Source organism: Klebsiella sp. GFKo11 (genome assembly GCF_056490265.1).
The window spans coordinates 5775178-5801998 of sequence record NZ_CM151369.1; the positions used below are offsets into that span (position 1 = coordinate 5775178).

Genomic DNA, 26821 nt, shown 5'->3' on the forward strand with positions numbered 1-26821 from the left:
GGTCACGCTGGGCAAACCCGCTCGCGAAAGGAGTCACAAAAAAACCATCCCGAAGGATGGTTCTGGTATTTAGCTTATGGCTGCGGCGCTTAACTGCGCTGGCGCACCGCTTCAAACAGACAAATCCCGGTCGCGACAGACACGTTCAGCGATGAAACACTGCCAGCCATCGGAATACTGATTAACTCATCGCAGTGTTCGCGGGTCAGACGGCGCATACCTTCGCCTTCCGCTCCCATCACCAGCGCCATCGAACCGGTCATCTTGCTCTGGAATAGAGTGTGGTCGGCTTCGCCAGCGGTACCCACGATCCAGACGTTCTCTTCCTGCAGCAGTCGCATGGTACGCGCGAGGTTAGTAACGCGGATAAGCGGAACGTTTTCTGCCGCCCCGCAGGCGACTTTTTTCGCCGTCGCATTGAGCTGCGCGGAGCGATCTCTCGGCACAATCACCGCGTGCACGCCAGCGGCATCGGCACTACGTAAGCAGGCGCCGAGGTTATGTGGATCGGTCACACCGTCGAGGATCAAGAAGAACGGCTGCTCGAGAGAAGCGATCAGATCCGGCAGATCGTTCTCCTGATACTGGCGCCCAGGCTTCACGCGAGCAATAATCCCCTGATGAACAGCACCTTCGCTTTTCTCATCAAGATACTGGCGGTTGGCAACCTGAATCACCACTCCCTGAGCCTCCAGGGCATGGATCAGCGGCAGCAAGCGCTTATCCTCACGGCCTTTCAGAATAAAGACTTCCTGAAAACGCTCAGGAGCGCGTTCCAGCAGTGCCTGCACCGCGTGGATGCCGTAAATCATTTCACTCATTTATGTACTCGTTTTAGGTTCTGTTAGCCGTTCCCTTCACCCAGACGTTCTCCGCTACATTAGACGGAATCAGGATGAAGGGAATCCAATCACTCAGCGATTTTCTTTTTCGCCGCGCGCTTGGCTTTGGTCGCCGCAGCGATTTTTTGGGTTTTCACCGACGGTTTCTTCGCTTTTTTCTCGCCTTTTGGCTGAGCAGCCTTCGGTTGAGATTTGCCTTTCTCTTTGCGGAATGCGCTATCTGGCTCAAAGTTCACTTGCTTTCCTGCCTGACGACGACGCCCGGAGGATTTGCCAGCGGAACCCTTTTTCGCCTTCTCTCGCTCGGTTTTACCCACGTTGCGCGGAGCGCGCTCGCTGGAGATAAGCGAGAAGTCAATCTTACGCTCGTCCATGTTGACTGCTTCAACGCGCACTTCTACGCGATCGCCCAGACGGTAGGTTTGGCCACCGGACTCGCCGATCAACCGCTGACCCACCTGGTCGAAACGATAGTAGTCATTATCGAGCGAAGAGACGTGCACCAGACCATCAATAAACAGCTCATCCAGACGCACGAAGAAACCAAAACCGGTCACGCTGGCGATCACGCCTTTGAAGACGTTACCCACCTGATCCAACATGAAATCACACTTCAACCAGTCCGACACATCGCGGGTAGCTTCGTCAGCACGGCGCTCCGTCATCGAACAGTGAGCCCCCAGTTGCAGCATCTCTTCCATGCTGTAGTGCCAGCCACCGGTCTCAGTGCTGTTGCCTTTATGCCCCTGCTCTTTCGCCAGCAGATACTTGATAGCGCGATGCAGAGAGAGATCCGGGTAGCGACGAATCGGCGAAGTGAAGTGAGCGTAAGATTGCAGCGCGAGGCCAAAGTGACCGCGATTTTCCGGGTCGTACACCGCCTGTTTCATCGACCGCAGCAGCATGGTTTGCAGCATTTCCGCATCTGGTCGATCGGCGATCGACGTCAGCAATTCGGCATAATCACGCGGCTCCGGCTTATTACCGCCAGGCAGTTCAAGTCCAAGCTCAGCAAGAACTGAACGGAATGCGGTGATCGCCTCCGTGCTCGGCTTATCGTGAATACGGAACAGCGCCGGCTCTTCAGCTTTCTCCACAAAGCGCGCAGCGGAAATGTTCGCCAGAATCATGCACTCTTCAATCAGCTTATGCGCATCGTTACGCTGAGTTTGCTCGATGCGCTCAATGCGGCGTTCAGCATTGAAGATGAATTTAGCTTCTTCACTCTCAAATGAGATGCCTCCGCGCTCTTCACGAGCAACATCCAGCACTTTGTAGAGGTTATGGAGCTCTTCAATATGCTTAACCAGCGGCGCATACTGCTCACGCAAGTCCTGGTCGCCCTGCAGCATATGCCAGACTTTGGTGTAGGTCAGACGAGCATGGGAACTCATCACCGCTTCGTAGAATTTGAAGCCGGTCAGACGGCCTTTTGATGAAATCGTCATCTCGCAAACCATACAGAGCCTGTCGACCTGAGGATTCAGCGAGCACAGACCGTTGGAAAGCACTTCCGGCAGCATCGGGACGACCTGAGATGGGAAGTAGACCGAGGTACCACGGCTGCGTGCTTCACCATCCAGCGGCGTGCCGGGACGCACGTAGTAGCTCACATCGGCAATGGCCACCCACAGACGCCAGCCGCCGCCGCGTTTCTTCTCGCAGTATACGGCGTCATCAAAGTCGCGAGCATCTTCGCCATCAATGGTGACCAGCGGCAGATTACGTAAATCAACACGTCCAGCCTTCGCCTCTTCCGGCACCTGTTCTTTCAGACTTGAAACCTGTTTTTCCACCTCTGGCGGCCAGACATGGGGGATTTCATGGGTACGCAGGGCCATATCGACCGCCATTCCGGTTCCCATGTTATCGCCCAGCACTTCGACGATTTTACCCACCGCTTTGGTGCGGCGGGTCGGGCGCTGGGTGAGCTCAACCACGACCACAAACCCCATGCGCGCGCCCATCACTGCTTCCGGCGGAATCAGGATGTCGAAGCTTAGGCGGCTGTCATCGGGAACGACAAAGCCCACACCCGCCTCGGTAAAGTAGCGGCCGACGATCTGCCCGGTTTTTGGTACCAGGACACGAACGATACGAGCCTCCCGGCGGCCTTTACGGTCCGCACCCAGAGGCTGTGCCAGCACCTGATCGCCATGAATACAGGTTTTCATCTGTTCAGATGATAAATAAAGATCATCTTTACGGCCTTCGACGCGCAGGAAGCCATAGCCATCGCGATGACCGATAACGATGCCTTTCAGCAGATCGAGACGCTCAGGCAGCGCATAGCACTGGCGACGAGTGAAGACCAGTTGACCATCACGTTCCATTGCGCGCAGTCGACGGCGCAATGCTTCTTGTTGTTCTTCGCCTTCGATATTCAGCTCTATTGCCAGCTCATCACGGCTGGCCGGTTTTTCGCGTTTTGCTAAATGATCGAGGATGAATTCCCGGCTTGGGATTGGATTTGCGTACTTTTCAGTTTCGCGGTCCAGGAAAGGATCTTGTGACATGTCGGTTCCTCCGTTGTCATCTCCAGTGAAGTTTACGTCACTCCACCAGTAATAATTTATAAAGTGGTTGATTCTTTTCAACCAAATCGGCCAACGTGTAGTTATCTAGTTCCTTAAGAAAACTTTGTGTGGCTTCTGCAAGCGCCTGCTTCAGGCGGCAGGCGGGCGTAATATGGCAAAATTCGCTGCTGCAATTGACCAACGATAACGGCTCCAAATCGCGGACAACATCGCCGACTCGAATCGTGTTTGCCGGTTTGCCAAGGCGAATTCCGCCGTTCTTTCCCCGTACTGCCGTGACGTAGCCGACACGACTTAACTGATTGATTATTTTTACCATATGATTACGAGAGACACCGTAAACCTCCGTGACTTCGGAGATACTGGTCATCCTTCCATCCGGCAACGACGCCATATATATCAGCGCACGTAATCCGTAATCAGTGAAACTCGTTAACTGCACAATCAACCTCAGGGAAAAGAAAAACAGGGTATGTCGATAGACGTAATTACTATTGATGATAAACCAGCCAGCGCTCAGGCCGCTAATTTATTTAAATGGGGCGGGCGAACAGCAAAAACAAGAGGCGCCTGAACGGCGCCCCTGGGGATAATTATGCGTCGAACGGGTCGCGCAGAATCATCGTCTCGGTACGGTCAGGACCGGTAGAGATGATATCAACCGGTACGCCGGTGAGTTCTTCAATGCGCGCGATATAGTTCAGCGCTGCCTGCGGCAGGCCGCTGCGCTCTTTCACGCCGAAGGTGGTTTCAGACCAACCTGGCATTGTTTCATAAATCGGTTCAATACCTTCCCAGTTGTCAGCAGCCAGCGGAGTGGTGGTCACTTCACGGCCATCCGGCATACGGTAAGCTACGCAGATTTTAACTTCTTTCAGGCCGTCCAGGACGTCCAGTTTAGTCAGGCAGAAGCCAGACAGGGAGTTAATCTGCACCGCACGGCGCACCGCAACGGCGTCAAGCCAACCGGTACGACGACGACGGCCGGTAGTAGCGCCGAACTCGTTACCCTGCTTGCACAGGAACTCGCCGATGTCATCAAACAGTTCAGTCGGGAATGGACCCGCGCCTACACGAGTAGAATAGGCTTTGATGATACCCAGAACGTAATCAACATAACGTGGGCCCAGGCCGGAACCGGTGGCCACGCCACCTGCGGTGGTGTTGGAAGAGGTTACGTACGGGTAGGTACCGTGGTCAATATCCAGCAGCGTACCCTGCGCACCTTCGAACATCACAAAGTCGCCACGTTGACGCGCCTGATCCAAAAGATCGGAGACATCAACAACCATGGCAGTCAGGATGTCGGCAATCGCCATTACATCATCCAGGACTTTCTGGTAGTCAACCGCTTCAACTTTGTAGAAATTCACCAACTGGAAGTTGTGATATTCCATCACTTCTTTCAGTTTGTCAGCGAAGGTTGCTTTATCAAACAGGTCACCAACGCGCAGACCGCGGCGAGCGACTTTATCTTCATAAGCCGGGCCGATACCGCGACCGGTAGTACCGATAGCTTTCGCGCCACGCGCTTTCTCACGCGCAACATCCAGCGCAACGTGATAATCGAGGATAAGCGGGCAGGCTTCAGACAGCAGCAGACGCTCACGGACAGGGATACCACGGTCTTCCAGTCCTTTCATCTCTTTCATCAGCGCAGCAGGAGACAGCACGACACCGTTACCGATGATGCTGGTAACATTCTCGCGAAGAATACCTGATGGAATGAGATGGAGGACGGTTTTTTCACCGTTGATTACGAGAGTATGGCCTGCGTTGTGACCACCCTGGTAGCGCACAACATATTTAGCCCGTTCAGTCAGGAGATCGACGATCTTCCCTTTACCTTCGTCACCCCATTGGGTGCCCAGTACGACGACGTTGTTACCCATTTTTCAAAATCACCGTTTGCTTAAAAATGGATTCTACCATCGCTTTTTCAGAGTTACAGCACTTTTTGCACTCAAGATACGGTAAATTAGGCTACTTGTTAATCAGCCAATCGTTTTCCTCAACATGTAGTAGATCACGATACCGGCAACCACAAGACCCCCACCAAAACGGCGCAATAAATTATCCGGCAACTGACTCATCGTGGCGACCATTCGCCGCCATGCCCGTGGGTAAAGTAATGGCCCGAGTCCTTCAAGTACTAAAACCAGCGCCAGTGCCAGTGCCAACCAGATTGTTGAGTTCATTATTCACCTTTATATAAATATCGCGCTGTGTAGTACCAGTGGTTTATCAATGTTGTGTTTACTCTCACTTCATATTGTCCGGCATTTCCTCTTTATTATGAACTTATTTTATGAAACAAAATTCATAACTCATTGTATTGCAGGTTATTTTTAAAATTGCAAGTATGCCCGTGCGTATCAACTTTGGATACGAGCATAAAATAATTAGGATGATTATTATGAGAGAATTAACTGCAATCGAAATCGACGCGGTAAGCGGCGCAGGCTGGCTACAAGATGGACTGGCATCACTGGGGAGTAAAACAGGTGCTGCAGTATGGTCGCTCGGCAGTAATCTGAGCATTGATTTACCTATTCTGGGCACGGTAAACCTTGCAACCATCGCGCCGGGCCTGGGCGAAACGATCGGTAATACGATTGGTTCAACTATCGGTGGAACGATTGAAAGCACTCTGGCAAGCGTACCTGTGATCGGTGGCCTGCTGAATAAACTGCTGGGCAACTAAATTCACGCTCAGTTGTAAAAAAGGCGCCTTAACAGGCGCCTTTTTGCTTACAGAATCACTTATCAGTGGGTGGTCGCCGCAGGTGATTTCATATAGCGGAAGAAATCACTATCCGGGCTGAGAACCATCACATCCTGATTGCTCTGGAAGCTATTCTCGTAAGCACGCAGGCTACGGATAAAGGCATAGAAACCCGGATCCTGGCTGAAGGCATCAGCAAACAGCTTCGCTGCTTCAGCATCACCCTCACCACGCATGATACGTCCCTGGCGCTCAGATTCTGCCAACGTTTTGGTGACTTCATAGTCCGCAGTCGCGCGCAGTTTTTCAGCTTCTTCCTGACCCTGCGAACGGTGACGACGAGCTACTGCTTCACGCTCAGCGCGCATACGGTTATAGATCGCTTCAGAGACTTCAGCAGGAAGGTTGATCTGTTTGATTCGTACGTCGACAACTTCAATACCCAGTGCCGCCATACTATTCGGGTTGATTACCTTCACCTTACCGTTAGTTTCTGCTTCAACACGCTCTGCCGCTTTGGCAATTGCATCATCAGCAGCCGGGGTGCTGACTTCATCTTCTGTGCCTGCAGAACCAGAGTTCAGCGCATCACGCACTTCCAGAGTCAAACGACCACGTGAGTCCGTTACGATGTCTTTCACATCCAGACGCCCAATTTCAGAACGCAGACGGTCAGAGAATTTACGCTTCAGCAGAACCTCAGCCTGGGAGACGTCGCCGCCGCCAGTTGCCAGATAGTAACGACTGAAGTCGCTGATACGCCACTTGATGTACGAATCAACGATCAGGTCTTTCTTCTCTTTGGTCACAAAGCGATCGGCCTGGTTATCCATGGTCTGGATACGCGCATCCAGCATTTTCACTGATTCAATGAACGGGATCTTAAAGTGCAGGCCCGGCTCATAGACCAGTGGTTTGTTTTCATCGTCGCGCAGAACTTTACCAAAGCGCAGGCTAATACCGCGCTCGCCTTCTTTAACAACAAAGACGGACATGTAGAGCACCACCAGCACGATGACAATTATCGCGATAACAGATTTACGCATCGTTATTCCCCCTGACGCTGGTAGTCGTTACGCTGCGCGTTGGCGCGGCGTTGGTCCATAATGTTGCCTCCCGTAGAGGTCTGAGCGTTACTGGCGCTGCTTGAGCTGGATGCAGGCGGCAGACGCAGCAGATCGCTTGCGCCACTGCTATCACTCTTTGCCGCTGGTGCGCCAGCACCTTTCAGCATCTGATCCAGAGGCAGAACCATCAGGTTGCTCCCCTTATCGTTAACCAGCACTTTGCGAGTATGGCTCAGCACTTTTTCCATGGTTTCGATATACAGACGCTCACGGGTAATTTCCGGAGCTGCTTTATATTCAGGCAGGATCTTCGCAAAGCGAGCAACCTCACCCTGGGCTTCGAGAACGGTCTGAGTTTTATACGCACGCGCTTCTTCAAGGATACGCTGTGCCTGACCATTCGCTCGCGGCTGAACTTCGTTGGTGTATGCTTCAGCTTCACGAATGTACTGTTGTTCGTTTTCACGCGCGGCAATCGCATCGTCAAACGCGGCTTTCACTTCTTCTGGCGGACGCGCCGTCTGGAAGTTAACGTCCAGCAGAGTAATCCCCATGTTGTACGGACGAATCGTCTCTTCCAGTTCGCGCTGGGTATCGCTACGAATCACGGTACGGCCTTCAGTCAGGATACGATCCATGGTGTATTTACCGATAACACCACGCAGAGCGCTGTCGGTGGCCTGACGCAGGCTATCATCTGCGCTGGTAACGCTAAACAGGTAACGTTCCGGATCGGTCACGCGATACTGCACGTTCATCTCGACGCGCACCACGTTTTCGTCAGAGGTCAACATGACGCCAGAAGCCGCCAGTTCACGTACTGATTCAACGTTAACCGCCTGAACGTTATCAACGAAAGTGGGTTTCCAGTTAAGGCCAGGCTCAACCAGATGGCTGAATTTACCAAAGCGTGTGACCACACCACGTTCAGCTTCCTTAATGGTATAGAAACCGCTGGCTGCCCAGATAATCACCGCAGCGGCGGCAACGATGCCGACGACACGTCCGCCCATTGGGCCACGAGGTCCCTGAGAGCCGCTACCGCCCCCCAGTCCACCTTTTCCGCCACCCAGACCGCCGAGTTTTTTACTTAGCTTACGGAAGATATCATCCAGATCGGGAGGTCCCTGCTCGCGACCACCTTTGTTGCCATTTCCCCCAGAGTTGCCGCCTTGGTTATTGCTGCTTCCCCACGGGTCGCGGTCCTGTCCGTTATTACCGGGCTGATTCCACGCCATGTATATGCTCCATATTTGTTTTTGATATCCCCACAGGGGTTAATATCTTCAGGCAAGCTGCAAGGTCAAATCACGTATTCAACCAGCGCTGGCTCTTGTTTACAAAGGCGACGCCAGTCAACGATCGGCATGCGTACCTGCAGACCAACGCTACCGTCATCCTCCATCCACTCTTTTTCTATCGCCTGAAGCTGATAAAACCGGCTTCTTAGTCGACCTTCCTGCGGTGGTAGACGCAGCGTGTGCTGAGCTACTTCACCGGAAAGCCGTTCCGTTAAAGCCTGAAAAAGGAGTGGTACGCCAACCCCGGTCTGGGCGGAGAGCCAGACCCGGATCGGTTTATTCTCTTCATCCCGGTCAATACGCGGCTCAAAATCGTCCAACATGTCGATTTTGTTCATAACCAGCAGCACCGGGATCTCATCGGCCTCGATTTCGGCGAGGACCGTATTCACTGCATCAATATTTTCCTGCACGCGGACATCGGCCGCGTCAATGACGTGCAGCAGCAGCGTCGCCTGACGAGTCTCCTGCAGAGTTGCTTTAAACGCCGCAACCAAATCATGTGGCAGATGACGAATAAAGCCAACGGTGTCCGCCAGTACGGTTTCGCCAACATCAGTGACATCAATGCGGCGTAGCGTCGGGTCCAGGGTAGCGAACAGTTGGTTCGCGGCATAAACCTCGGCTTCGGTTATCTGGTTAAACAGCGTTGATTTACCGGCGTTGGTATAACCTACCAGCGACACGGTAGGAATATCGGCTTTGGCGCGTGACCGCCGTCCTTGCTCGCGTTGTTTTTCAACTTTTTCCAGTCGCGACAGGATCTGCATAATACGGTTACGCAGCAATCGGCGGTCGGTTTCGAGCTGGGTTTCACCCGGGCCACGTAAACCAATCCCGCCCTTCTGCCTTTCAAGGTGGGTCCAGCCACGGACAAGGCGAGTCGCCATATGCCGCAACTGCGCCAGCTCGACCTGCAGCTTCCCCTCGTGGGTGCGCGCTCGCTGGGCAAAAATATCTAAAATCAGGCCGGTACGATCGATAACCCGACATTCGCATAAGCGTTCAAGGTTTCGTTCCTGTGCCGGACTCAGGGCATGATCGAAGAGCACGACCGATGCACCGGTCGCTTTTACGGCTTCCGCAATTTCGACTGCTTTACCTTCACCAACAAAATACTTCGGGTGCGGTGCTTTACGGCTACCGGTAATCACCTGCATTGCTTCGACACCGGCGGAAGAGGCCAGAGTTTCAAACTCCTGGAGGTCTTCCATATCTTTGTCTTGCGAAAAATAGATGTGTACCAGTACCGCCTGCTCACCGGCATCATAACGGTCAAACAAGCGTAAACCCCTTATAAAATACCAGCGGGGAACGCAGAAAACCTGGCTCCCCGACGTGGAAAAACAGCATCAGCCTTATTCGGCGTCTTCGCTGTCTTGCTGCGACGCAGAAGAGCCTTGCGCGCTACCACCGTGGTGATAGTTACTTGTGCCGCCGCCAGCATTATTGCTGTGGTGAGACACCGGGCGAGACGGGACAACTGTAGAAATTGCGTGCTTATAGACCATCTGGCTGACCGTGTTTTTCAACAGGATCACGAACTGATCGAAAGACTCAATTTGCCCTTGCAGCTTAATACCATTCACCAAATAAATAGAAACCGGAACGCGTTCCCGACGCAAAGCGTTCAGGAACGGATCTTGTAAAGATTGCCCCTTAGCCATTCTCTCTTTTCCTTATATGTATGCTTGTTTTGTACTCAGAACCTTACGATTCTTAAAAAAATTACGCACGATAACCGTTCAATTGTACACGTTCAGTCCAGGCTAGCACCAACTACCTGTAATACTTTGTTGAACGCCTGTTCAGGTTGTTCACTATCTAACCAGTGGACACCTTCCCAACCGCGCAGCCAGGTGACCTGACGTTTAGCTAACTGTCTCGTGGCGCAAACACCTCGATAAACCATCTCATCATACGGGATCTCGCCATTAAGGTACGACCACATCTGGCGATATCCGACACAACGAATGGAAGGCATATCCGTATGCAAATCTCCCCGGGCAAATAGCGCCCGTACTTCTGCTTCAAAACCCGAAGCCAACATCTGATGAAAACGCTGTTCTATGCGTTGATGGAGCAGTTCACGGCTCGCCGGGGCGATGGCGAACTGATGCACCTTATACGGCAGAGCGTCACCTGACGTTTGCGTCAGTTCCGTTAAAGTTTTACCCGAAATGAAAAAAACTTCCAGTGCTCGGGAAAGTCTTTGCGGATCATTTGGATGAATACGCGCCGCGGCAACCGGATCAATCTCCTGTAATTGCTGGTGTAACGCGTTCCACCCTTGCTCTGCGGCCTGTTGCTCAATTCTGGCTCTGACTGCAGGATCCGCCGAAGGTAACGGCGATAATCCTTCCAACAACGCTTTGAAATACAACATTGTTCCGCCGACCAGCAGCGGAATACGCCCGGCAGCAACAATATCAGCCATCTCTGCCAACGCATCGCGACGAAAATCTGCCGCAGAATAAGCTTCAGCCGGATCAAGAATATCCAGCAGTCGATGCGGCGCAGCGCTTAGCTCTTGCGCATCCGGCTTAGCCGTACCGATATCCATTCCTCGATAGATGAGGGCTGAATCAACGCTAATCAACTCTACGGGCAAAACTTTACGTAAAGCGATAGCTAACGCGGTTTTACCGGAGGCCGTCGGGCCCATTAAAAATATTGCCTTAGGCAGGCTCGCCTCGGTTACATCACTCATCTTTCAGGGCATTCATCGCCGAATGTAAATCAACAGGTTGTAACAGACCACCCGGCGGCGCTTTAACCAACTGCGGGCACAAACGTTCTATATCCGCCAGGACAGCAATCGCCTGCGCCATATTCCACTGCCCGTGCTCACTCGCCAGATTGCGCGCTATCCACTGGGCAATATTGTTGACGTCGAATGTTTTTTGCTGCGCCAGGTAGCCTATCAGTTCAGGAATCAAGATTTGTAAATTTTGTTGTCTTAAGGGTAAAGGCACCGCCCGAATCGTCACGTGCTGCGCATCAGATTGCAGCTCAATACCGACCTGCGTCAGCGCCGATTGCGCGTTATCCAGCGAGACTTTTTCCCCTTCAGACACTTTTAGCCGCAGCGGGATAAGCAGCGGCTGGGCGCAAACCGCTTCTACGCCGGGCGTCAGTTGCGCCTGACGCAGCCAACGTTCTGCGACCGGCAAAGCCAATAACGCTAACTTGCCATCGCGCTCTAGCAGCGCGCAGTCGCCATCAACAATCGTCAACACGCGACCAAAGCTTTGACTGTGTCCAGCCAATCCTTCTGTCACTGGTGTGGGTGATACTGGCTTTCGCTCCGGGACCGGAGTATCCAGCAGTTGGCGATACAGCGCACCCTGCTGTTTTTGATAGCCTGGCTGCGCATGGGGCCAACTTGCTCCACTAGCGGAACCCGAAGCGGTGGATTCTCGCGAGCCTCCCGCATTAAAGCGCGGCACGGCAGTCTCATCATGATATCGGGGAGGCGCCGCTTCACGCGCAACCGCCGGCTGGGCGAAATGGTTGCCGCCTGCCGCAATGCGGTTCTCCGGAACCTGGCGAGGTGCAGGTTCATCGCCCTCTTCTGCCAATGGCGCACTCAACTGCTGCTGAAGCACGCTCAGCACACCTTGATAAATAAAATCATGAACCAGTCGCGACTGATGAAAACGAACTTCATGCTTGGCCGGATGAACATTCACATCCACCTGGTGCGGATCGATTTCCAGGTAAAGCACAAAAGCGGGCTGCTGATTGGCCCCCAGCTTATCTTCACAAGCCTGACGAATTGCATGATTAATCAGGCGGTCACGCATCATCCGTCCGTTGACGTAGCAATACTGAATTTCTGCCAGCGCCGGATTCGTATGCAGAGGATCGGCCACCCAGCCGCTAAGGGTAAGATCGCCGTGCTGCCACTCGATAGCCAGGGCATGTTCAAGAAACGGCGTACCGCAAATCGCCCCCAGCCGCCGTTCACGCTGACCATCCTGTGACACGGCACGATACTGGCGCACCGCTTTACCGTTGTGGCTGAGGTTAATCGTGACGTCGAAACGCGCCAGCGCGATGCGCCGCACGATCTCGTCGATATGATTAAACTCGGTTTTTTCGGTACGCATGAATTTACGGCGAGCGGGGGTGTTATAAAACAGATCCAGTACTTCCAGCGTTGTTCCCACCGGGTGCGCCGCCGGTTTGACGGTAACGTCCTGATCGCGCCCTTCTGCGTAGGCCTGCCAGGCTTCTTGCTGCTCCTCAGTACGCGAGGTTAGCGTCAGGCGGGCGACAGAACTGATACTGGCTAAGGCTTCACCACGAAATCCGAGGCTGATTATCGCTTCCAGATCATCAAGCGAGGCGATTTTACTGGTGGCATGACGCGCCAGCGCCAACGCCAGTTCGTCTTTTTTAATCCCGCAGCCGTTGTCGCGGATGCGGATCAACTTCGCACCGCCGCGCTCAATATCAATATCGATACGCGTAGCCCCTGCATCGAGGCTATTTTCAACTAACTCTTTGACGACAGACGCCGGACGTTCCACCACTTCACCAGCGGCAATCTGGTTGGCGAGCTGCGGCGGTAGAACCTGAATCGGCATAGCCGTCTCCTTAATTTAACAACGTTCCGTCTGATGACCCCGCGCTGGCAGTCTGCGCCGCTGTCCCGCGCGGCGCTGATTGCAGCGGATGCTGCATAAAGTAGTTACGCAGACCGTTATAAATCGCCTCGGCGACCTGCTGTTGAAAAGCATCACTACCCAGCAATCTCTCTTCGCCGGTATTGCTGATAAACCCGGTTTCGACAAGGATTGACGGGATATCCGGCGAGCGCAGAACGCCCAGGCTGGCATGCTCAGGGCGACGTTTATGCAAGTCGCCGATTCGCTGTAGCTGGCTCAACACATTAGTCGCCACATCATACCCGACGCGCTGAGAATGGCCGAACTGTAAATCCAGCACCGCCTGGCTCAGGTAAGGGTCCGACTGACTATTCGCCAGCACATCGCCCGCGCCGCCCAGCAACTCAGACTGTTTCTCATGCTGTTCGAGCCAGCCGGCCATTTCACTGTTGGCACGACGGTTGGAAAGCACCCAAACCGAGGCCCCGGTTGCATCACGGTTTGGCGCAGCGTCAGCATGAATCGATACGAGGAAGTTAGCATTTTGCTTACGCGCTACGTCTGAACGTCCCATAACGGAAATGAAATAATCGCCATCGCGCGTCAGTACCGGCTTGAACTGCGGATCGGCATTCAGCAACGTGCGAAGCTTACGGGCGATAGCAATGGTCACATTCTTCTCTTTTGTGCCATTCGGACCAATTGCTCCCGGGTCCTGACCGCCGTGACCGGCATCTATAGCGATAATCACTTTATCGTCGGTCGATACAGTGCGAGTCGCGGGACGCGTGATGGTACTTGTGCTTGTGCTGGTCACCGCAGTCAGCCGATCGTTATCGGCTTTAAACGGATTACGCGCCGGTTCACTCGGACGAGAAGGTTGCACAATGGGTTTCTCAACCTGTTTCACTACCACTGGCGACGGAGGTGGTGGTGGAGGCGCATCAGCATTGATGGTAAACACCACGGTATAGTTAGAACCATTCTGTTGCTTCACCGCACGAGTTTTCCCATCGGCGGTCAGATCCACCAGCAGACGCAGCGACTGCGCGTCCTGCGGCGACCCGGAACGGATACTTTTCACCAGATTATTGCCGCTAAACTGCAGCGGTAGCCCCTGGAGCACGCCAGTCTGTTTTATATCCAGCGCCACGGTTCGCTTGCCCTGTGGGCTAAACGAATATTCAGGATCGCCGATAAAACTAATGGTAATGCGGGCCTGCTGATCTCCATTTGAGACCTGGATGTCGGATAAACTTGCCGCGGTGGCCTGAATGCTAAACAGCATCAGTGCAGCGGCCAGCCAACTGGTTATGCGATACATCATCCCGTCGTCCTTCAGGCTAATTAGCCAAACGCGCCAATAGAGACTCACCCAATGTGGAGACCGCCGTTACGCTCGCCTCCCGCCCTTGAGCCTGGTATTCAAGGTGAATTTCAACATCCGGGTCAGGCAGTACACCTGTGCCTTGTTGCGGCCATTCCACCAGGCAGATGGCATCATCGGTAAAATAATCGCGAATCCCCATAAATTCGAGCTCCTCAGGATCCGCAAGGCGATACAGGTCAAAGTGATAGACCATCAGATTATCGAGACTATAGGGTTCGACCAGCGTATAGGTTGGGCTTTTGACATTACCACGATGGCCAAGCGCATGAAGAAAGCCGCGGCTAAAGGTGGTTTTACCCGCACCTAAATCGCCATACAAATAGATAACCGTGGCGCCAGTACACGCCTGCGCTATGCGGTCGCCAAGGTTTAAAGTCGCCTGCTCGTCGGGTAAAGAAATCACTCGGTTAATCATGGTCTACGTCAATCACATCCGGGTTAACAACACGCCTGAGCGTGGAAAAAAGATCGGTCGCCAGCATTCCGCGAGTGCCATTTCTGGCGGCCAGACGATCGGCGGCTTCGCCATGAGCAACGCATCCAGCGCAGGCGGCATCATACGGCGTCAGGCGCTGGCCTAACAATGCGGCAATAATACCGGTCAGCACATCGCCCATTCCACCGCTGGCCATGCCGGCATTACCCACGTCGATAATGCCCATCTCGCCTGATTCGTTCGCGACTATCGTACCCGCGCCTTTCAGCACTACGACACCACCATAACGTTTTACCAGACGTTGTGCAGAATGTAAGCGATCGCTTTCAATTTCTGCCACACTCGTGTTCAGCAAACGGGCGGCTTCGCCGGGATGCGGCGTTAGCACGCGATTGTGACGTTTATCGGGATTGATTGCCAGCAGGTTCAGCGCATCCGCATCCCAGACCATCGGTTTACGAAAGTTCTCCGCCTGACGCAGCGCTTTTTTACCCCATTCGCTCTGGCCCAGCCCAGGTCCAATCGCCACCACATCGGCCCATTGCAAGCTCTCTTCCAGCGACTGAGCCGTCAGCTCGTGGACCATCAACTCTGGTCTGGCGGTTAGAATGGGGACGATGTTGTCTTTGTGAGTTAATACTCGCACTAACCCCGCCCCCGCACGCAGCGATGCCTCACCGGTCATACGGATGGCCCCCGCAGTACCCGGTTCACCGCCGATAATCACCAGCTTACCGTGATCGCCTTTATGTGATGTGGGGCGTCGCGGCGGTAGCCAGTCGGCGAGTTGCGAGGCATCAAAGCGGCGCAGTACGATAGCCTGACCAGCTAACCACCCCTCCAGACCGAGCGCGTGGTGATGCAAGCGGCCGACGACATCGCGGGCCTTACCGGTCAACAACCCAGGTTTAAGTGCGATAAAGGTGATGGTGTGCGCGGCGTTGATAACGGCTCCCGGCGTCGCGCCGGTCTGCGCGTTTAGCCCGGATGGGATATCCAGCGCCATAACCGGTGCCGGATATGCGTTCGTATGGTCGATAATCTCCGCGATGTCTTGTCGTGGAGCGCTATGCAACCCGGTACCCAGCAGGGCATCAATAATTAAAGTGATATTTTCCGGCCAGGGAATGTTAGCGGCATGAATCATACCGCCCGCACTGAGCCACTCTTCGCGCGCGGCGCTAGCCTCTTCCGGCAACGGTTTCTCGCTCTCTAGCGCCAGCAGCGTTACCTGAATCCCTTGCGCCTGCGCCAGGCGAGCCACCACATAGCCATCACCGCCGTTATTACCGTGACCGCAAAGAATCAGCCAGTGCTGGCTATCAGGATATTGTGCACGAGCGAGTTGGAAAGCCGCTTCACCCGCGCGGCGCATCAGTTCAAACAGCGTGAGCCCTAAACTATCTGCCGCTTCTTTTTCCGCCAGCCGTAGCGCATCCGCAGGCCAGATGATGTGTGGTATACTGTCAGCGTTTTTCGTCATCAGATGGTCCATCATGTCACAGCCCCTCGATCTCAATCAGTTAGCGCAACAAATCAAACAATGGGGCAAAGAATTAGGGTTCCAGCAGGTTGGCATCACCGATACCGATCTCAGCGCCAGCGAACCTAAACTGCAGGCCTGGCTGGATAAACAATACCATGGCGAAATGGAATGGATGGCGCGCCATGGCATGATGCGCGCGCGTCCTCATGAACTCCAGCCCGGTACGTTACGCGTGATTAGCGTACGGATGAACTATCTGCCTGCTAACGCCGCTTTCGCCCGCACCCTGAAAGATCCCTCCCTGGGTTACGTTAGCCGTTATGCCCTCGGGCGGGATTATCATAAGCTGTTACGTAACCGCCTGAAAAAACTCGGTGAGATGATTCAGGAACACTGTGCTTCGCTCAATTTTAGACCGTTTGTCGATTCCGCGCCGATTCTTGAACGTCCTTTAGCTGAAAAAGCCGGACTTGGCTGGACAGGTAAGCACTCACTTATCCTCAGTCGCGACGCCGGCTCGTTCTTTTTCCTTGGCGAACTGCTCGTCGACCTCCCTTTACCTGTCGATCGACCCGTCGAAGAAGAGTGCGGTCGCTGCGTCGCCTGTATGACTATCTGCCCAACCGGTGCGATCGTTGAGCCTTATACCGTGGATGCCCGCCGCTGTATCTCCTACCTGACCATAGAACTGGAAGGCGCAATCCCGGAAGAGTTTCGTCCACTTATTGGAAACCGCATCTACGGCTGCGATGACTGCCAGCTAATTTGTCCGTGGAATCGCTTCGCACAGCTAACCGATGAAGAAGACTTCAGCCCGCGTAAAGCGTTGCATGCCCCGGCGTTACTGGAACTATTCACCTGGAGTGAACCCTATTTTTTGAAAGTGACGGAAGGATCGGCCATTCGGCGTATTGGTCATCTGCGCTGGCTGCGTAATATCGCCGTCGCATTAGGCAATGCCCCCTGGAATGAAGCCACTCTGAAGGCTCTGGAAAGCCGCCGAGGTGAGCACCCACTTCTCGATGAGCACATTGAATGGGCGATTGCGCAGCAAATTGAGAAGCGAAATAGCAACGTGGTTGAGGTGCAGTTGCCGAAGAAACTACGGCTGGTCAGGGTAGTTGAGAAAGGGTTACCACGAGATGCCTGATTCATTCACAGGGTGTGAATAAAAATAAAAACACATTGCGTTTCAACGTGCAGTCGTTCGTCAAGTGATCGAATTAACACTTTGAAATGAAATTTTATTCTTATATTTCAACAAAATAAGAAGATACTATTTATATAGCGAAGTATTTTTCCGACTAATGGCAAAAGATTAACCTGTGGATAACTCTGTTCACAGTATTTTCCTGGGTACAACGAAAATCATCCCCGGCGCGATTTTGCGCTGTGGATAAAATGAGTATCGGAAGAAATTTTGGAGCGGGAAACGAGACTCGAACTCGCGACCCCGACCTTGGCAAGGTCGTGCTCTACCAACTGAGCTATTCCCGCTTGGGTGTGGTGACTTTCAAATTTTGGAGCGGGAAACGAGACTCGAACTCGCGACCCCGACCTTGGCAAGGTCGTGCTCTACCAACTGAGCTATTCCCGCTTAGGATGGTACTTTTCAAATTTTTGGAGCGGGAAACGAGACTCGAACTCGCGACCCCGACCTTGGCAAGGTCGTGCTCTACCAACTGAGCTATTCCCGCATACTTCTGGCCATATTTCTATAGCGTCGTGATTTGCATTTCTGCTTCGTCACGGGAGGCGCATTATACGAGAATTCGATTTACCTGCAACCCCCCTGAGAGCAATTTTTTTTGTTTTTGATTCAAGTGACCACTTTATCACCAGACATACTCTTAAATTGCCTAAATAACCATCACATGCGGCAAAATAGCTTTTTCCAGCCCGGCTAAAGGCGCAAAATCGTTCACGTTTATGGGCAGACATCGCCCGCTGACGGTCAACAACGATGACAACCAGGGAAATAAAATGAAAAAAGCGCTTACCGTCCTGCTGCTGACTACGCTTGCCGCAGGAACAGCATCGGCAACAACGCTACATTTTGGGACAACCACGGCCAATGCGCCGTATGAAACCGTCAACAGTAAAAATCAGCCTGCGGGTTTTGATATCGACCTGGCCAATGCGCTCTGCAAGCAGATGCAAGTCGAATGTAAATTTACCCCCCAAAGCTTCGATACGCTCATCCCGGCGTTGCGATTTAAAAAGTTCGACGCCGTTATCGCTGGCGTCGAAGTGATTCCGATGCGAGAAAAACAGGTCGCTTTTACTCATCCCTATCGACAAGAGCTCTCTGGCGTCGTGGTGACAGCCAAAGATGCGGCCCACACCTTTGCCGATCTAAAAGATAAAAAGCTCGGCGTCGTGAAAGGTACAATTCACCAGCACTATCTGCGGGATAAGCAAAAAGCGGTGCACGCCATTGCGTATGAAAGCGACGAAAGCGCCTTAAACGCGCTGAAAGAAGGCGCTATTAGCGGAGTAATCGGCGACCAGGAAACGCTGACTAAATGGCAGCAGGATAACCCTGATTACGGCATCATGGATGAACGCGCAACGGATCCCGCCTACTACGGCAAGCAGTTCGCCATTGCAGTGCGCAAAGATGACCCGGAGCTGCTGAATAACCTCAATGCCGCACTGGACGTCGTCAAAGCGTCGCCAGAATTCCTGGAAATGGAGCAGAAGTGGTTTAAATAGCAGAAAGTATTGCCGGGGCGTTTCTGGCCCCGGCACAGATATCAGAGCTGAATGAAGTGCTCGCGGTAGTAAGCCAGTTCCGCCACCGACTCACGGATATCGTCCATCGCCTGATGGGTCCCTTGCTTCTTAAAGCCGTCAAGAATTTCCGGTTTCCAGCGACGCGCCAGCTCTTTTAGCGTGCTGACGTCCAGATAACGATAGTGGAAGTAAGATTCCAGTTCCGGCATATATTTAAATAAAAAGCGACGATCCTGGCCGATGCTGTTACCGCAAATCGGTGATTTACCCGCAGGCACCCACTGTTTGAGGAATTCGATAGTCGCCAGCTCCGCTTCACGATCGCCCTCAGTGCTCGCTTTCACGCGCTCCACCAGCCCGCTACCGGTATGGGTGCGTACGTTCCACTCATCCATCAGCGCCAGCTGCGCATCAGACTGATGCACTGCGATCGTCGGCCCTTCCGCCAGGATGTTCAGGTTCGCGTCGGTCACCAGGGTGGCGATTTCAATGATGCGATCGCGCTCCGGATCCAGTCCCGTCATTTCAAGATCGATCCAAATCAGGTTGTTTTCATCTGCACTCATGTTATTTTCCACCCTTCTTACGTAACTATATTGATCTAAAATAGCGTGTATCATAGAGGTTTTGCCCACACAGGGCGACCAGGAGCCAGTTCGATTGAGTAAAAATAAACTCTCCAAAGGCCAAGAGCGCCGCGTGAAGGCCAACCACCAGCGCCGCCTGAAAACGACTTCGGAGAAGGCCGATTTTGATGACAATTTGTTCGGCGAGAAATCCGAAGGTATCGTCATTAGCCGCTTTGGTATGCATGCCGATGTCGAATCCGCCGACGGTAGCGTCCATCGCTGCAATATTCGTCGCACCATCCGTTCGCTGGTCACTGGCGATCGCGTCGTCTGGCGTCCAGGCAAAAGCGCAGCTGCAGGGGTTAACGTTAAAGGTATCGTTGAAGCGGTGCATGAACGAACCTCAGTGCTGACGCGCCCGGATTTCTACGACGGTGTGAAACCCATCGCCGCCAATATCGATCAGATAGTCATTGTTTCAGCAATTTTGCCTGAGCTATCACCGAATATTATCGACCGTTATCTCGTCGCCTGCGAAACGCTGAACGTTGAGCCGCTGATTGTGCTCAATAAGACCGATCTGCTGGATGAAGACGCCATGGCCTTTGTCAACGAGCAAATGGATGTTTACCGCAAGATAGGTTACCGCGTACTGATGGTCTCCAGCCGTACTCAGGATGGTCTGAAGCCGCTTGAAGAAGCGCTCACTGACCGAATCAGCATCTTTGCCGGGCAGTCCGGGGTGGGTAAATCCAGTTTACTGAATGCTCTCCTGGGCCTGCAGGAAGAAATCCTCACCAATGACGTCTCTGACAACTCAGGGCTGGGCCAGCACACCACCACTGCCGCGCGCCTTTATCACTTCCCGCACGGCGGCGATGTGATTGATTCCCCAGGCGTACGCGAGTTCGGCCTGTGGCATCTCGACGCGGAACAAATTACTCACGGCTTTGTCGAATTCCATGACTATTTAGGCCGCTGCAAATATCGCGACTGCAAACACGATACCGACCCAGGCTGCGCAATTCGCGAAGCGGTAGAGAATGGCGCAATTGCAGAGAGCCGGTTTGAAAACTATCACCGCATTCTGGAAAGCATGGCGCAGGTACAAGTAAAAACGCGTAAAAGCTTTTCATCAACCGATGACTGACATTTAAGCTGAGCATCGTTAGAATCGCCCCCTTTTTTCAGACCCTCGCTAATGCGGGTGGTCAGGAACGACAAATAATGGCCTGGAGGCTACCTTGTTAAACGATCTTAAACTTTCGCTGCAATACATTCTGCCTAAACTGTGGCTCACCCGCCTCGCAGGCTGGGGTGCACGCAAGCGAGCAGGTTGGCTGACAAAACTGGTCATCGATCTGTTCGTGAAATACTACAAGGTCGATATGAAAGAGGCGCAAAAGTCGGATACCGCTAGCTACCGCACCTTTAACGACTTCTTCGTTCGCCCGCTGCGCGATGACGTGCGCCCATTAAACACCGACCCGAGCGTGCTGGTGATGCCTGCTGATGGCGTAATCAGCCAGTTGGGCGCCATTGAAGAAGATAAAATTCTGCAGGCCAAAGGCCACAACTACAGCCTTGAAGCTCTGTTGGCCGGTAACTATCAGATGGCTGCCCTGTTCCGTAACGGGAGCTTTGTCACCACTTATCTTTCACCGCGCGATTACCACCGCGTTCACATGCCGTGTAACGGTATTCTGCGCGAGATGATCTATGTGCCAGGCGATCTGTTCTCAGTAAACCATCTGACCGCGCAAAACGTGCCAAATCTTTTTGCCCGCAACGAGCGCGTCATCTGTCTGTTTGACACTGAGTTTGGGCCAATGGCGCAAATTCTGGTGGGTGCCACTATCGTCGGCAGTATCGAAACCGTCTGGTCCGGGACCGTGACTCCACCCCGCGAAGGTATCATCAAACGCTGGACCTGGCCTGCCGGTGACAACGAAGGATCTGTCGCACTGCTTAAAGGCCAGGAGATGGGTCGCTTCAAGCTTGGCTCCACGGTGATTAACCTGTTTGCCCCAGGCCAGGTGAAGCTGGTTGAGCAATTGCAAAGCCTGTCGGTGACCAAAATTGGCCAACCGCTGGCGATCGCGCCTGAAGCCGTCACTCCCGTTGAGCCTGCACCGCCGTCGGAAGAAGAAGTCCGCGCCGAACACGCAGCCAGCCCGCTGGTTAGCGATAAACAAGACGAAGGTTAATTCCTGAAAAAAGGTTACGCCGTGCGCCTGATATACACTTTCCTGTTGGCCTTGAGCCTCAGTTTTGGGGCGTACGCAGCAACCGCCCCGGATGCAAAACAGATAGCGCAGGAACTGGAGCAGGCGAAGGCGGCAAAACCCGCCCAGCCTGAAACCGTTGAGGTTCTGCAATCTGCCCTGAACGCGCTTGAGGAACGTAATGCCTCCCTTGAGCGCGCTCGTCAGTACCAGGACGTTATCGATAACTTCCCCAAGCTGTCGCAAAACCTGCGCGCGCAGCTCAATAATCTGAGCGATGAGCCGCGCGAGGTTTCAACCACCCTCTCCTCTGATGCCCTGAACCAGGAGATTCTCCAGGTCAGCAGTCAGCTACTGGAAGCCAGTCGTAAGGCGCAGCAGGAGCAGGATCGCGCCAGAGATATCGCCGACTCGCTCAACCAGTTGCCGCAGCAGCAGACCGACGCCCGCCGTCAGTTAAACGATGTTGAACGTCGGGTTGGTGCGCAAAACAGCAATACGCCGCTGGCGCAAGCGCAGAATCTCGGACTACAAGCGGAATCTGCACGTCTGAAAGCGCTGGTTGATGAACTGGACCTGGCGCAGCTTTCCGCAAATAACCGCCAGGAGCTTTCGCGCATGCGCTCCGAGCTGGCGCAGAAACAGAGTGAACAGCTCGACGCCTGGCTACAGGCGCTACGCAACCAGCTTAACAACCAACGGCAGCGCGAAGCGGAAAAAGCGCTGGAAAGCACCGAACTGCTGGCGGAAAACAGTGAAAACCTGCCGCCGGATATCGTGACCCAATTCAAGGTTAACCGCGAGCTTTCGCAGGCGTTGAATCAGCAGGCCCAGCGCATGGATCTGATTGCCTCGCAGCAGCGTCAGGCCACCAATCAAACACTGCAGGTGCGCCAGGCGTTGAACACCCTGCGCGAGCAGTCTCAATGGCTGGGTTCTTCTAATTTGCTCGGTGAAGCTTTGCGTGCCCAGGTCGCACGCCTGCCGGAAATACCGCGCCCGCAACAGTTAGATACGGAAATGGCGCAGCTGCGCGTGCAGCGCTTACGCTATGAAGATCAGCTCGGTAAACAGCCGCAGCTGAAGCAGATTCGTCAGGTGGACGGTGAACCGCTAACCAACGAGCAAAACCGCATTCTGCAAGCCCAGATGCGTACGCAAACTGAGCTGCTTAACTCATTGCTGCGCGGCGGTGATACGCTCATGCTCGAACTGACCAAGCTGAAAGTGGCTAACGGTCAGCTAGAGGATGCGCTTAAAGAGATAAACGAAGCCACCCATCGCTATCTGTTCTGGACCTCCGACGTTAGCCCGATTGGTTTTTCATGGCCGCTGGAGATAGTTCAGGATTTACGCCGCCTGATCTCACTCGACACCATGAGCCAGCTCGGCAAAGCCAGCATGATGATGCTGACCAGCAAAGAGACGATACTGCCGCTGTTCGGCGCGCTCATCCTGGTCGGGTTCAGTATCAGCTCACGCCGTCACTTCACTAGCTTCCTTGAGCGCTCCAGCGCGCGCGTCGGCAAGGTTACACAGGATCACTTCTGGCTCACGCTGCGCACGGTTTTCTGGTCGATACTGGTGGCCTCGCCGCTGCCGGTATTGTGGATGACGCTGGGCTACGGCCTGCAGGCGGCCTGGCCTTTCCCGCTGGCGGTAGCCATTGGCGATAGCGTCACCGCTACGGTACCGTTGCTGTGGGTAGTGATGATTTGCGCCACCTTCGCCCGCCCAAACGGCCTGTTTATCGCCCACTTCGGCTGGCCGCGCAGCCGCGTCAGCAAAGCAATGCGCTACTACCTGATGAGCATCGGATTGATTGTGCCGCTGATTATGGCGCTCATCACCTTTGATAATCTCAACGATCGCGAGTTTTCCGCCTCTCTCGGCCGCCTCTGCTTTATGCTGATTTGCGGCGCACTGGCGATGGTTACCCTGAGCCTGAAACGCGCCGGAATACCGCTGTATCTCGACAAAGAAGGCAGCGGCGACAATATGGTGAACCGGCTGCTATGGAATATGCTGCTCGGCGCGCCGCTAGTGGCAATGCTGGCGGCTGCGGTTGGCTATCTCGCTACCTCACAGGCGCTACTCGCCAGGCTGGAAACTTCGGTCGCCATTTGGTTCCTGTTGTTGGTGGTTTATCACATTATCCGCCGCTGGATGCTGATTCAGCGCCGCCGCCTGGCGTTCGATCGCGCGAAGCATCGACGGGCGGAAATCCTCGCCCAACGTGCCCGTGGCGAAGAAGAAGTGCAGCACACCAGCAGCCCGGAAGGCTCAATGGAAGCCGAGGTCAGCGAAATCGATCTCGACGCCATCAGTACCCAGTCTTTACGCCTGGTACGCTCCCTGCTGATGCTGATCGCACTGGTGTCGGTCATCGTGCTGTGGTCAGAAATCCACTCCGCATTCGGTTTCCTGGAAAACATCTCTCTGTGGGATGTCACCTCTACGGTGCAGGGTGTTGAGAGCCTGGAGCCGATTACCCTCGGTGCGGTGCTTATTGCCATCCTGGTGCTGATTATCACCACGCAGCTGGTGCGTAACCTGCCCGCATTGCTGGAGCTGGCAATTCTTCAGCACCTGGAACTGACGCCGGGCACCGGTTACGCCATCACCACTATTACCAAGTATCTGCTGATGCTGATTGGCGGCCTGGTCGGCTTCTCAATGATTGGGATTGAGTGGTCGAAGCTGCAATGGCTCATCGCCGCCCTCGGTGTCGGCCTCGGTTTTGGCTTACAAGAGATTTTCGCCAACTTTATCTCCGGCCTGATTATCCTGTTCGAAAAACCGATACGTATTGGCGATACGGTGACTATCCGCGATCTCACAGGGAGCGTGACGCGCATTAATACCCGCGCCACCACTATCAGCGACTGGGACCGCAAAGAGATTATTGTGCCGAACAAGGCGTTCATTACCGAACAGTTCATCAACTGGTCGCTGTCGGATTCGGTCACGCGCGTAGTGTTAACCGTTCCCGCTCCGGTGGACGCTAATACTGAAGAGGTCGCGCAGATCCTGTTGACCGCTGCGCACCGCTGCTCGTTAGTCATCGACACCCCAGCACCGGAAGCCTTCCTTGTTGACCTACAGCAGGGGATCCAGATTTTCGAGCTGCGTATTTTCGCCGCCGAAATGGGCCACCGCATGCCGTTGCGCCACGAGATGCACCAGCTGATTCTGGCAGGCTTCCGCGAACATGGTATCGACATGCCGTTCCCACCGTTCCAGATGCGTCTGGAAAGTATCGATGGCAGAAAGAGCAGCAGAGCGCTGACATCAGCAGGGAAATCCAGCCGTGCGCCTGGCGGTCTGTAAGAATGGCCTTGCCCGGCAGCGGGCAAGGCCAGCGCTTTAGCCTTCGGAAACCACAAACGATACCGCCGTACGTCGGCGGTAATTCTCATAAATTCCCAGCGCCAGCAGCGAAAAGAAAATCGGCCCGCCGACCATCCACAGCGCGTTGCTCCAGTCCCCTGCGTCCATCACCGGTTGAATCACGGTAAAGATATTCGCAAAAGCCACCACCAGCACGACAACGGCAGTCGCCAGCAGCGTCGATAGCCGATTTTTGAAAATCACAAAGGGGCGATCGAGATTCTGTTTAGCTTTAAAGAACGGAAACGCCAGCGTTAAAAACAGGTACGGCAGGGTCATTGAGACGTTCGCCATCAGCGTCAGTTTGTTATAAAACGCCGATGCAGTATCACCGCCGAAGGAAACCAGCAGAATAAACACGCTCACCAACAGGCACTGCCACCACATGGCATTAGCAGGCATCCCGTTAGCGTTAATCCGCGTCATCGATGAGGGCCAAAGCGCTTTTGGCGTGCCCTGAATAATCGCTTTCAGCGGTGAGTAGCTCAGGGTAAAGAAAGCGCCGGTATAGGCGAGGAACATCGACAGGCCGGTAATTCTGGCAAACCACAAGCCGGTCGCCGCAGCGATGGCAGGCGGCAAATGCATCGCATTGCCCAGCGTCGCGCCAAGGCTGGTCATCAACACGTAGGTGATATTACCAAGGTTAGTCGAGCGGTTGCTCAGCACCTGCTGCCAGTTGGCGCTTACGCCCCACAGCACAATCGCCAGCGAATAGCCGATAGAAATAACAATCGCGGCAATAATAATCCCTTTGGCGAAATTCTTTTCCGGCTTCTCGGTTTTATCCACCAGACCGCCAACCGCCTCAATACCGCCGTAGGCGAATATGGCAAAAACCACGAACGACAACATCGCCAGTCCAGATTGATATCCCGGATTTGGCGACACCGTAAAATCCAGCGGTTGGGCAAAATGGCCGCCGTTAAGCAGCAAAATAGCCGCACTCACCAGCAACAGCACCAAATTAAGGCCCATCACCGCAATCCCGCCGACGGCGGTAATTTTAGCGATTTTATTAATTCCCTTTACCGCGACAAAAGTCACCAACAGCATCCAGCACGCGGCAAGAATACCGACCGTTTGCGTGGAAGTAAGTCCGGCAATGGTCCAGGACTGCGTTTTATCGGCGCCGAATAAGAAAGTGGAAAACGGCACCCAGATTTTAGCCGCCGTACTAACCATCCAGACCACATAAGAGGAAAACCACATGAAGGTGCCGATAAACGCAAAACGCGGCCCGACGCTATGGTTCATCCATGAATAAATCCCGCCCTCTTCTTTGCGATAGGTCGACCCCATCTCGGCCATCATCAGCGCGAAAGGAATAAAGAAAAATAATGCGGAGAAAAGGTAAAACGGCATCGCGCTATAGCCCATCAGGTAGAACGCGGAAGGACTATTTGCGAAACCGAATACGGAGGTGAAGATCATTAATATCAGCCCGATCAGGCTCATCTTCTTAATTTGCTGGTGCATAAATCTATCCAAATGCGGGCGTCAC

Annotated in this window: 22 protein-coding genes and 3 tRNA genes; 6 read left to right on the forward strand and 19 right to left on the reverse strand. The window is 53.8% G+C overall.

The window, feature by feature from the left end; translation table 11 throughout:
* Positions 1-89: 89 nt before the first annotated feature.
* The 5 genes from rlmB to AC07P6_RS27715 all read right to left on the reverse strand — a co-directional run bounded on the left by rlmB (position 90) and on the right by AC07P6_RS27715 (position 5577).
* Positions 90-821, reverse strand: coding sequence for a 23S rRNA (guanosine(2251)-2'-O)-methyltransferase RlmB (gene rlmB / locus AC07P6_RS27695; RefSeq protein ID WP_478315147.1), 732 nt, complete (start codon positions 819-821; stop codon positions 90-92).
* Between the two features lie 89 nt (positions 822-910).
* Complete coding sequence (gene rnr / locus AC07P6_RS27700) at positions 911-3358, reverse strand: ribonuclease R (protein WP_434660502.1); 2448 nt, start codon at positions 3356-3358, stop codon at positions 911-913.
* A 37-nt stretch (positions 3359-3395) separates the two neighbouring features.
* Positions 3396-3821: a nitric oxide-sensing transcriptional repressor NsrR gene (nsrR, locus tag AC07P6_RS27705; RefSeq protein WP_110274468.1), complete on the reverse strand. Its 426-nt coding sequence runs from the start codon at positions 3819-3821 to the stop codon at positions 3396-3398.
* A 151-nt stretch (positions 3822-3972) separates the two neighbouring features.
* On the reverse strand, positions 3973-5271 hold the full coding sequence (locus AC07P6_RS27710; protein ID WP_110274469.1) for an adenylosuccinate synthase: 1299 nt from the start codon (positions 5269-5271) through the stop codon (positions 3973-3975).
* Between the two features lie 102 nt (positions 5272-5373).
* Complete coding sequence (locus tag AC07P6_RS27715) at positions 5374-5577, reverse strand: DUF2065 domain-containing protein (protein ID WP_478315148.1); 204 nt, start codon at positions 5575-5577, stop codon at positions 5374-5376.
* Positions 5578-5795: 218 nt separating this feature from the next.
* Between AC07P6_RS27715 and AC07P6_RS27720 the strand changes: the two genes are divergently transcribed.
* On the forward strand, positions 5796-6083 hold the full coding sequence (locus AC07P6_RS27720) for a hypothetical protein (protein ID WP_434660503.1): 288 nt from the start codon (positions 5796-5798) through the stop codon (positions 6081-6083).
* A gap of 62 nt (positions 6084-6145) precedes the next feature.
* Here the strand turns inward: AC07P6_RS27720 and hflC are convergent, their stop codons facing one another.
* From hflC to nnr, 9 genes are all read right to left on the reverse strand, one after another.
* Complete coding sequence (gene hflC / locus AC07P6_RS27725; protein ID WP_181483922.1) at positions 6146-7150, reverse strand: protease modulator HflC; 1005 nt, start codon at positions 7148-7150, stop codon at positions 6146-6148.
* A 2-nt stretch (positions 7151-7152) separates the two neighbouring features.
* Positions 7153-8409, reverse strand: coding sequence for an FtsH protease activity modulator HflK (gene hflK, locus AC07P6_RS27730; RefSeq protein ID WP_182235728.1), 1257 nt, complete (start codon positions 8407-8409; stop codon positions 7153-7155).
* A gap of 65 nt (positions 8410-8474) precedes the next feature.
* A complete protein-coding gene (gene hflX / locus AC07P6_RS27735; protein WP_110274472.1) occupies positions 8475-9755 on the reverse strand; it encodes a ribosome rescue GTPase HflX in 1281 nt (426 codons plus the stop codon).
* Positions 9756-9830: 75 nt separating this feature from the next.
* Positions 9831-10139: an RNA chaperone Hfq gene (gene hfq, locus AC07P6_RS27740; protein ID WP_110274473.1), complete on the reverse strand. Its 309-nt coding sequence runs from the start codon at positions 10137-10139 to the stop codon at positions 9831-9833.
* 92 nt (positions 10140-10231) lie between these two features.
* Entirely contained in the window at positions 10232-11182 is a 951-nt protein-coding gene (miaA, locus tag AC07P6_RS27745; protein WP_112216209.1) for a tRNA (adenosine(37)-N6)-dimethylallyltransferase MiaA, read from the reverse strand.
* A complete protein-coding gene (gene mutL / locus AC07P6_RS27750) occupies positions 11175-13064 on the reverse strand; it encodes a DNA mismatch repair endonuclease MutL (RefSeq protein ID WP_434660506.1) in 1890 nt (629 codons plus the stop codon). Before mutL ends, miaA begins: the two co-directional genes overlap by 8 nt.
* 10 nt (positions 13065-13074) lie before the next feature.
* A complete protein-coding gene (gene amiB, locus AC07P6_RS27755; RefSeq protein ID WP_478315149.1) occupies positions 13075-14412 on the reverse strand; it encodes an N-acetylmuramoyl-L-alanine amidase AmiB in 1338 nt (445 codons plus the stop codon).
* Between the two features lie 16 nt (positions 14413-14428).
* A complete protein-coding gene (tsaE, locus tag AC07P6_RS27760) occupies positions 14429-14890 on the reverse strand; it encodes a tRNA (adenosine(37)-N6)-threonylcarbamoyltransferase complex ATPase subunit type 1 TsaE (RefSeq protein ID WP_478315150.1) in 462 nt (153 codons plus the stop codon).
* Positions 14883-16394 (reverse strand): bifunctional ADP-dependent NAD(P)H-hydrate dehydratase/NAD(P)H-hydrate epimerase, encoded by a 1512-nt coding sequence (nnr, locus tag AC07P6_RS27765; RefSeq protein ID WP_478315151.1) that lies wholly within the window; start codon positions 16392-16394, stop codon positions 14883-14885. The genes tsaE and nnr overlap by 8 nt, the downstream gene beginning before the upstream one ends.
* Before the next feature lie 13 nt (positions 16395-16407).
* Here nnr and queG point away from each other — a divergent pair, with 13 nt between their 5' ends.
* The gene (gene queG / locus AC07P6_RS27770) at positions 16408-17547 is read left to right on the forward strand and encodes a tRNA epoxyqueuosine(34) reductase QueG (protein WP_478315152.1); all 1140 of its coding nucleotides are present in this window, start codon (positions 16408-16410) and stop codon (positions 17545-17547) included.
* 271 nt (positions 17548-17818) lie between these two features.
* Here queG and AC07P6_RS27775 read toward each other — a convergent pair.
* The 3 genes from AC07P6_RS27775 to AC07P6_RS27785 all read right to left on the reverse strand — a co-directional run bounded on the left by AC07P6_RS27775 (position 17819) and on the right by AC07P6_RS27785 (position 18094).
* Positions 17819-17894: transfer RNA gene (locus AC07P6_RS27775), tRNA-Gly, on the reverse strand.
* Positions 17895-17918: 24 nt separating this feature from the next.
* A tRNA-Gly gene (locus AC07P6_RS27780) sits at positions 17919-17994 on the reverse strand.
* A 24-nt stretch (positions 17995-18018) separates the two neighbouring features.
* A tRNA-Gly gene (locus AC07P6_RS27785) sits at positions 18019-18094 on the reverse strand.
* Positions 18095-18380: 286 nt separating this feature from the next.
* Between AC07P6_RS27785 and AC07P6_RS27790 the strand changes: the two genes are divergently transcribed.
* On the forward strand, positions 18381-19112 hold the full coding sequence (locus AC07P6_RS27790; RefSeq protein ID WP_304255318.1) for a transporter substrate-binding domain-containing protein: 732 nt from the start codon (positions 18381-18383) through the stop codon (positions 19110-19112).
* A gap of 41 nt (positions 19113-19153) precedes the next feature.
* On the opposite strand, the gene orn is transcribed toward AC07P6_RS27790, so the two are convergent.
* Positions 19154-19699 carry an oligoribonuclease gene (gene orn, locus AC07P6_RS27795; protein ID WP_478315153.1) on the reverse strand — a complete coding sequence of 182 codons (546 nt, stop codon included), beginning with the start codon at positions 19697-19699 and terminating at the stop codon, positions 19154-19156.
* 94 nt (positions 19700-19793) lie between these two features.
* Between orn and rsgA the strand changes: the two genes are divergently transcribed.
* From rsgA to mscM, 3 genes are all read left to right on the forward strand, one after another.
* Positions 19794-20852 carry a small ribosomal subunit biogenesis GTPase RsgA gene (rsgA, locus tag AC07P6_RS27800; protein WP_181483932.1) on the forward strand — a complete coding sequence of 353 codons (1059 nt, stop codon included), beginning with the start codon at positions 19794-19796 and terminating at the stop codon, positions 20850-20852.
* A 94-nt stretch (positions 20853-20946) separates the two neighbouring features.
* Positions 20947-21909: an archaetidylserine decarboxylase gene (gene asd / locus AC07P6_RS27805; protein ID WP_304255314.1), complete on the forward strand. Its 963-nt coding sequence runs from the start codon at positions 20947-20949 to the stop codon at positions 21907-21909.
* A 21-nt stretch (positions 21910-21930) separates the two neighbouring features.
* Positions 21931-25257, forward strand: coding sequence for a miniconductance mechanosensitive channel MscM (gene mscM / locus AC07P6_RS27810; RefSeq protein WP_182235718.1), 3327 nt, complete (start codon positions 21931-21933; stop codon positions 25255-25257).
* 36 nt (positions 25258-25293) lie between these two features.
* Here the strand turns inward: mscM and yjeM are convergent, their stop codons facing one another.
* Positions 25294-26796, reverse strand: a complete 1503-nt coding sequence (yjeM, locus tag AC07P6_RS27815; RefSeq protein ID WP_478315154.1) for a glutamate/gamma-aminobutyrate family transporter YjeM — start codon at positions 26794-26796, stop codon at positions 25294-25296.
* Between the last annotated feature and the right edge of the window lie 25 nt (positions 26797-26821).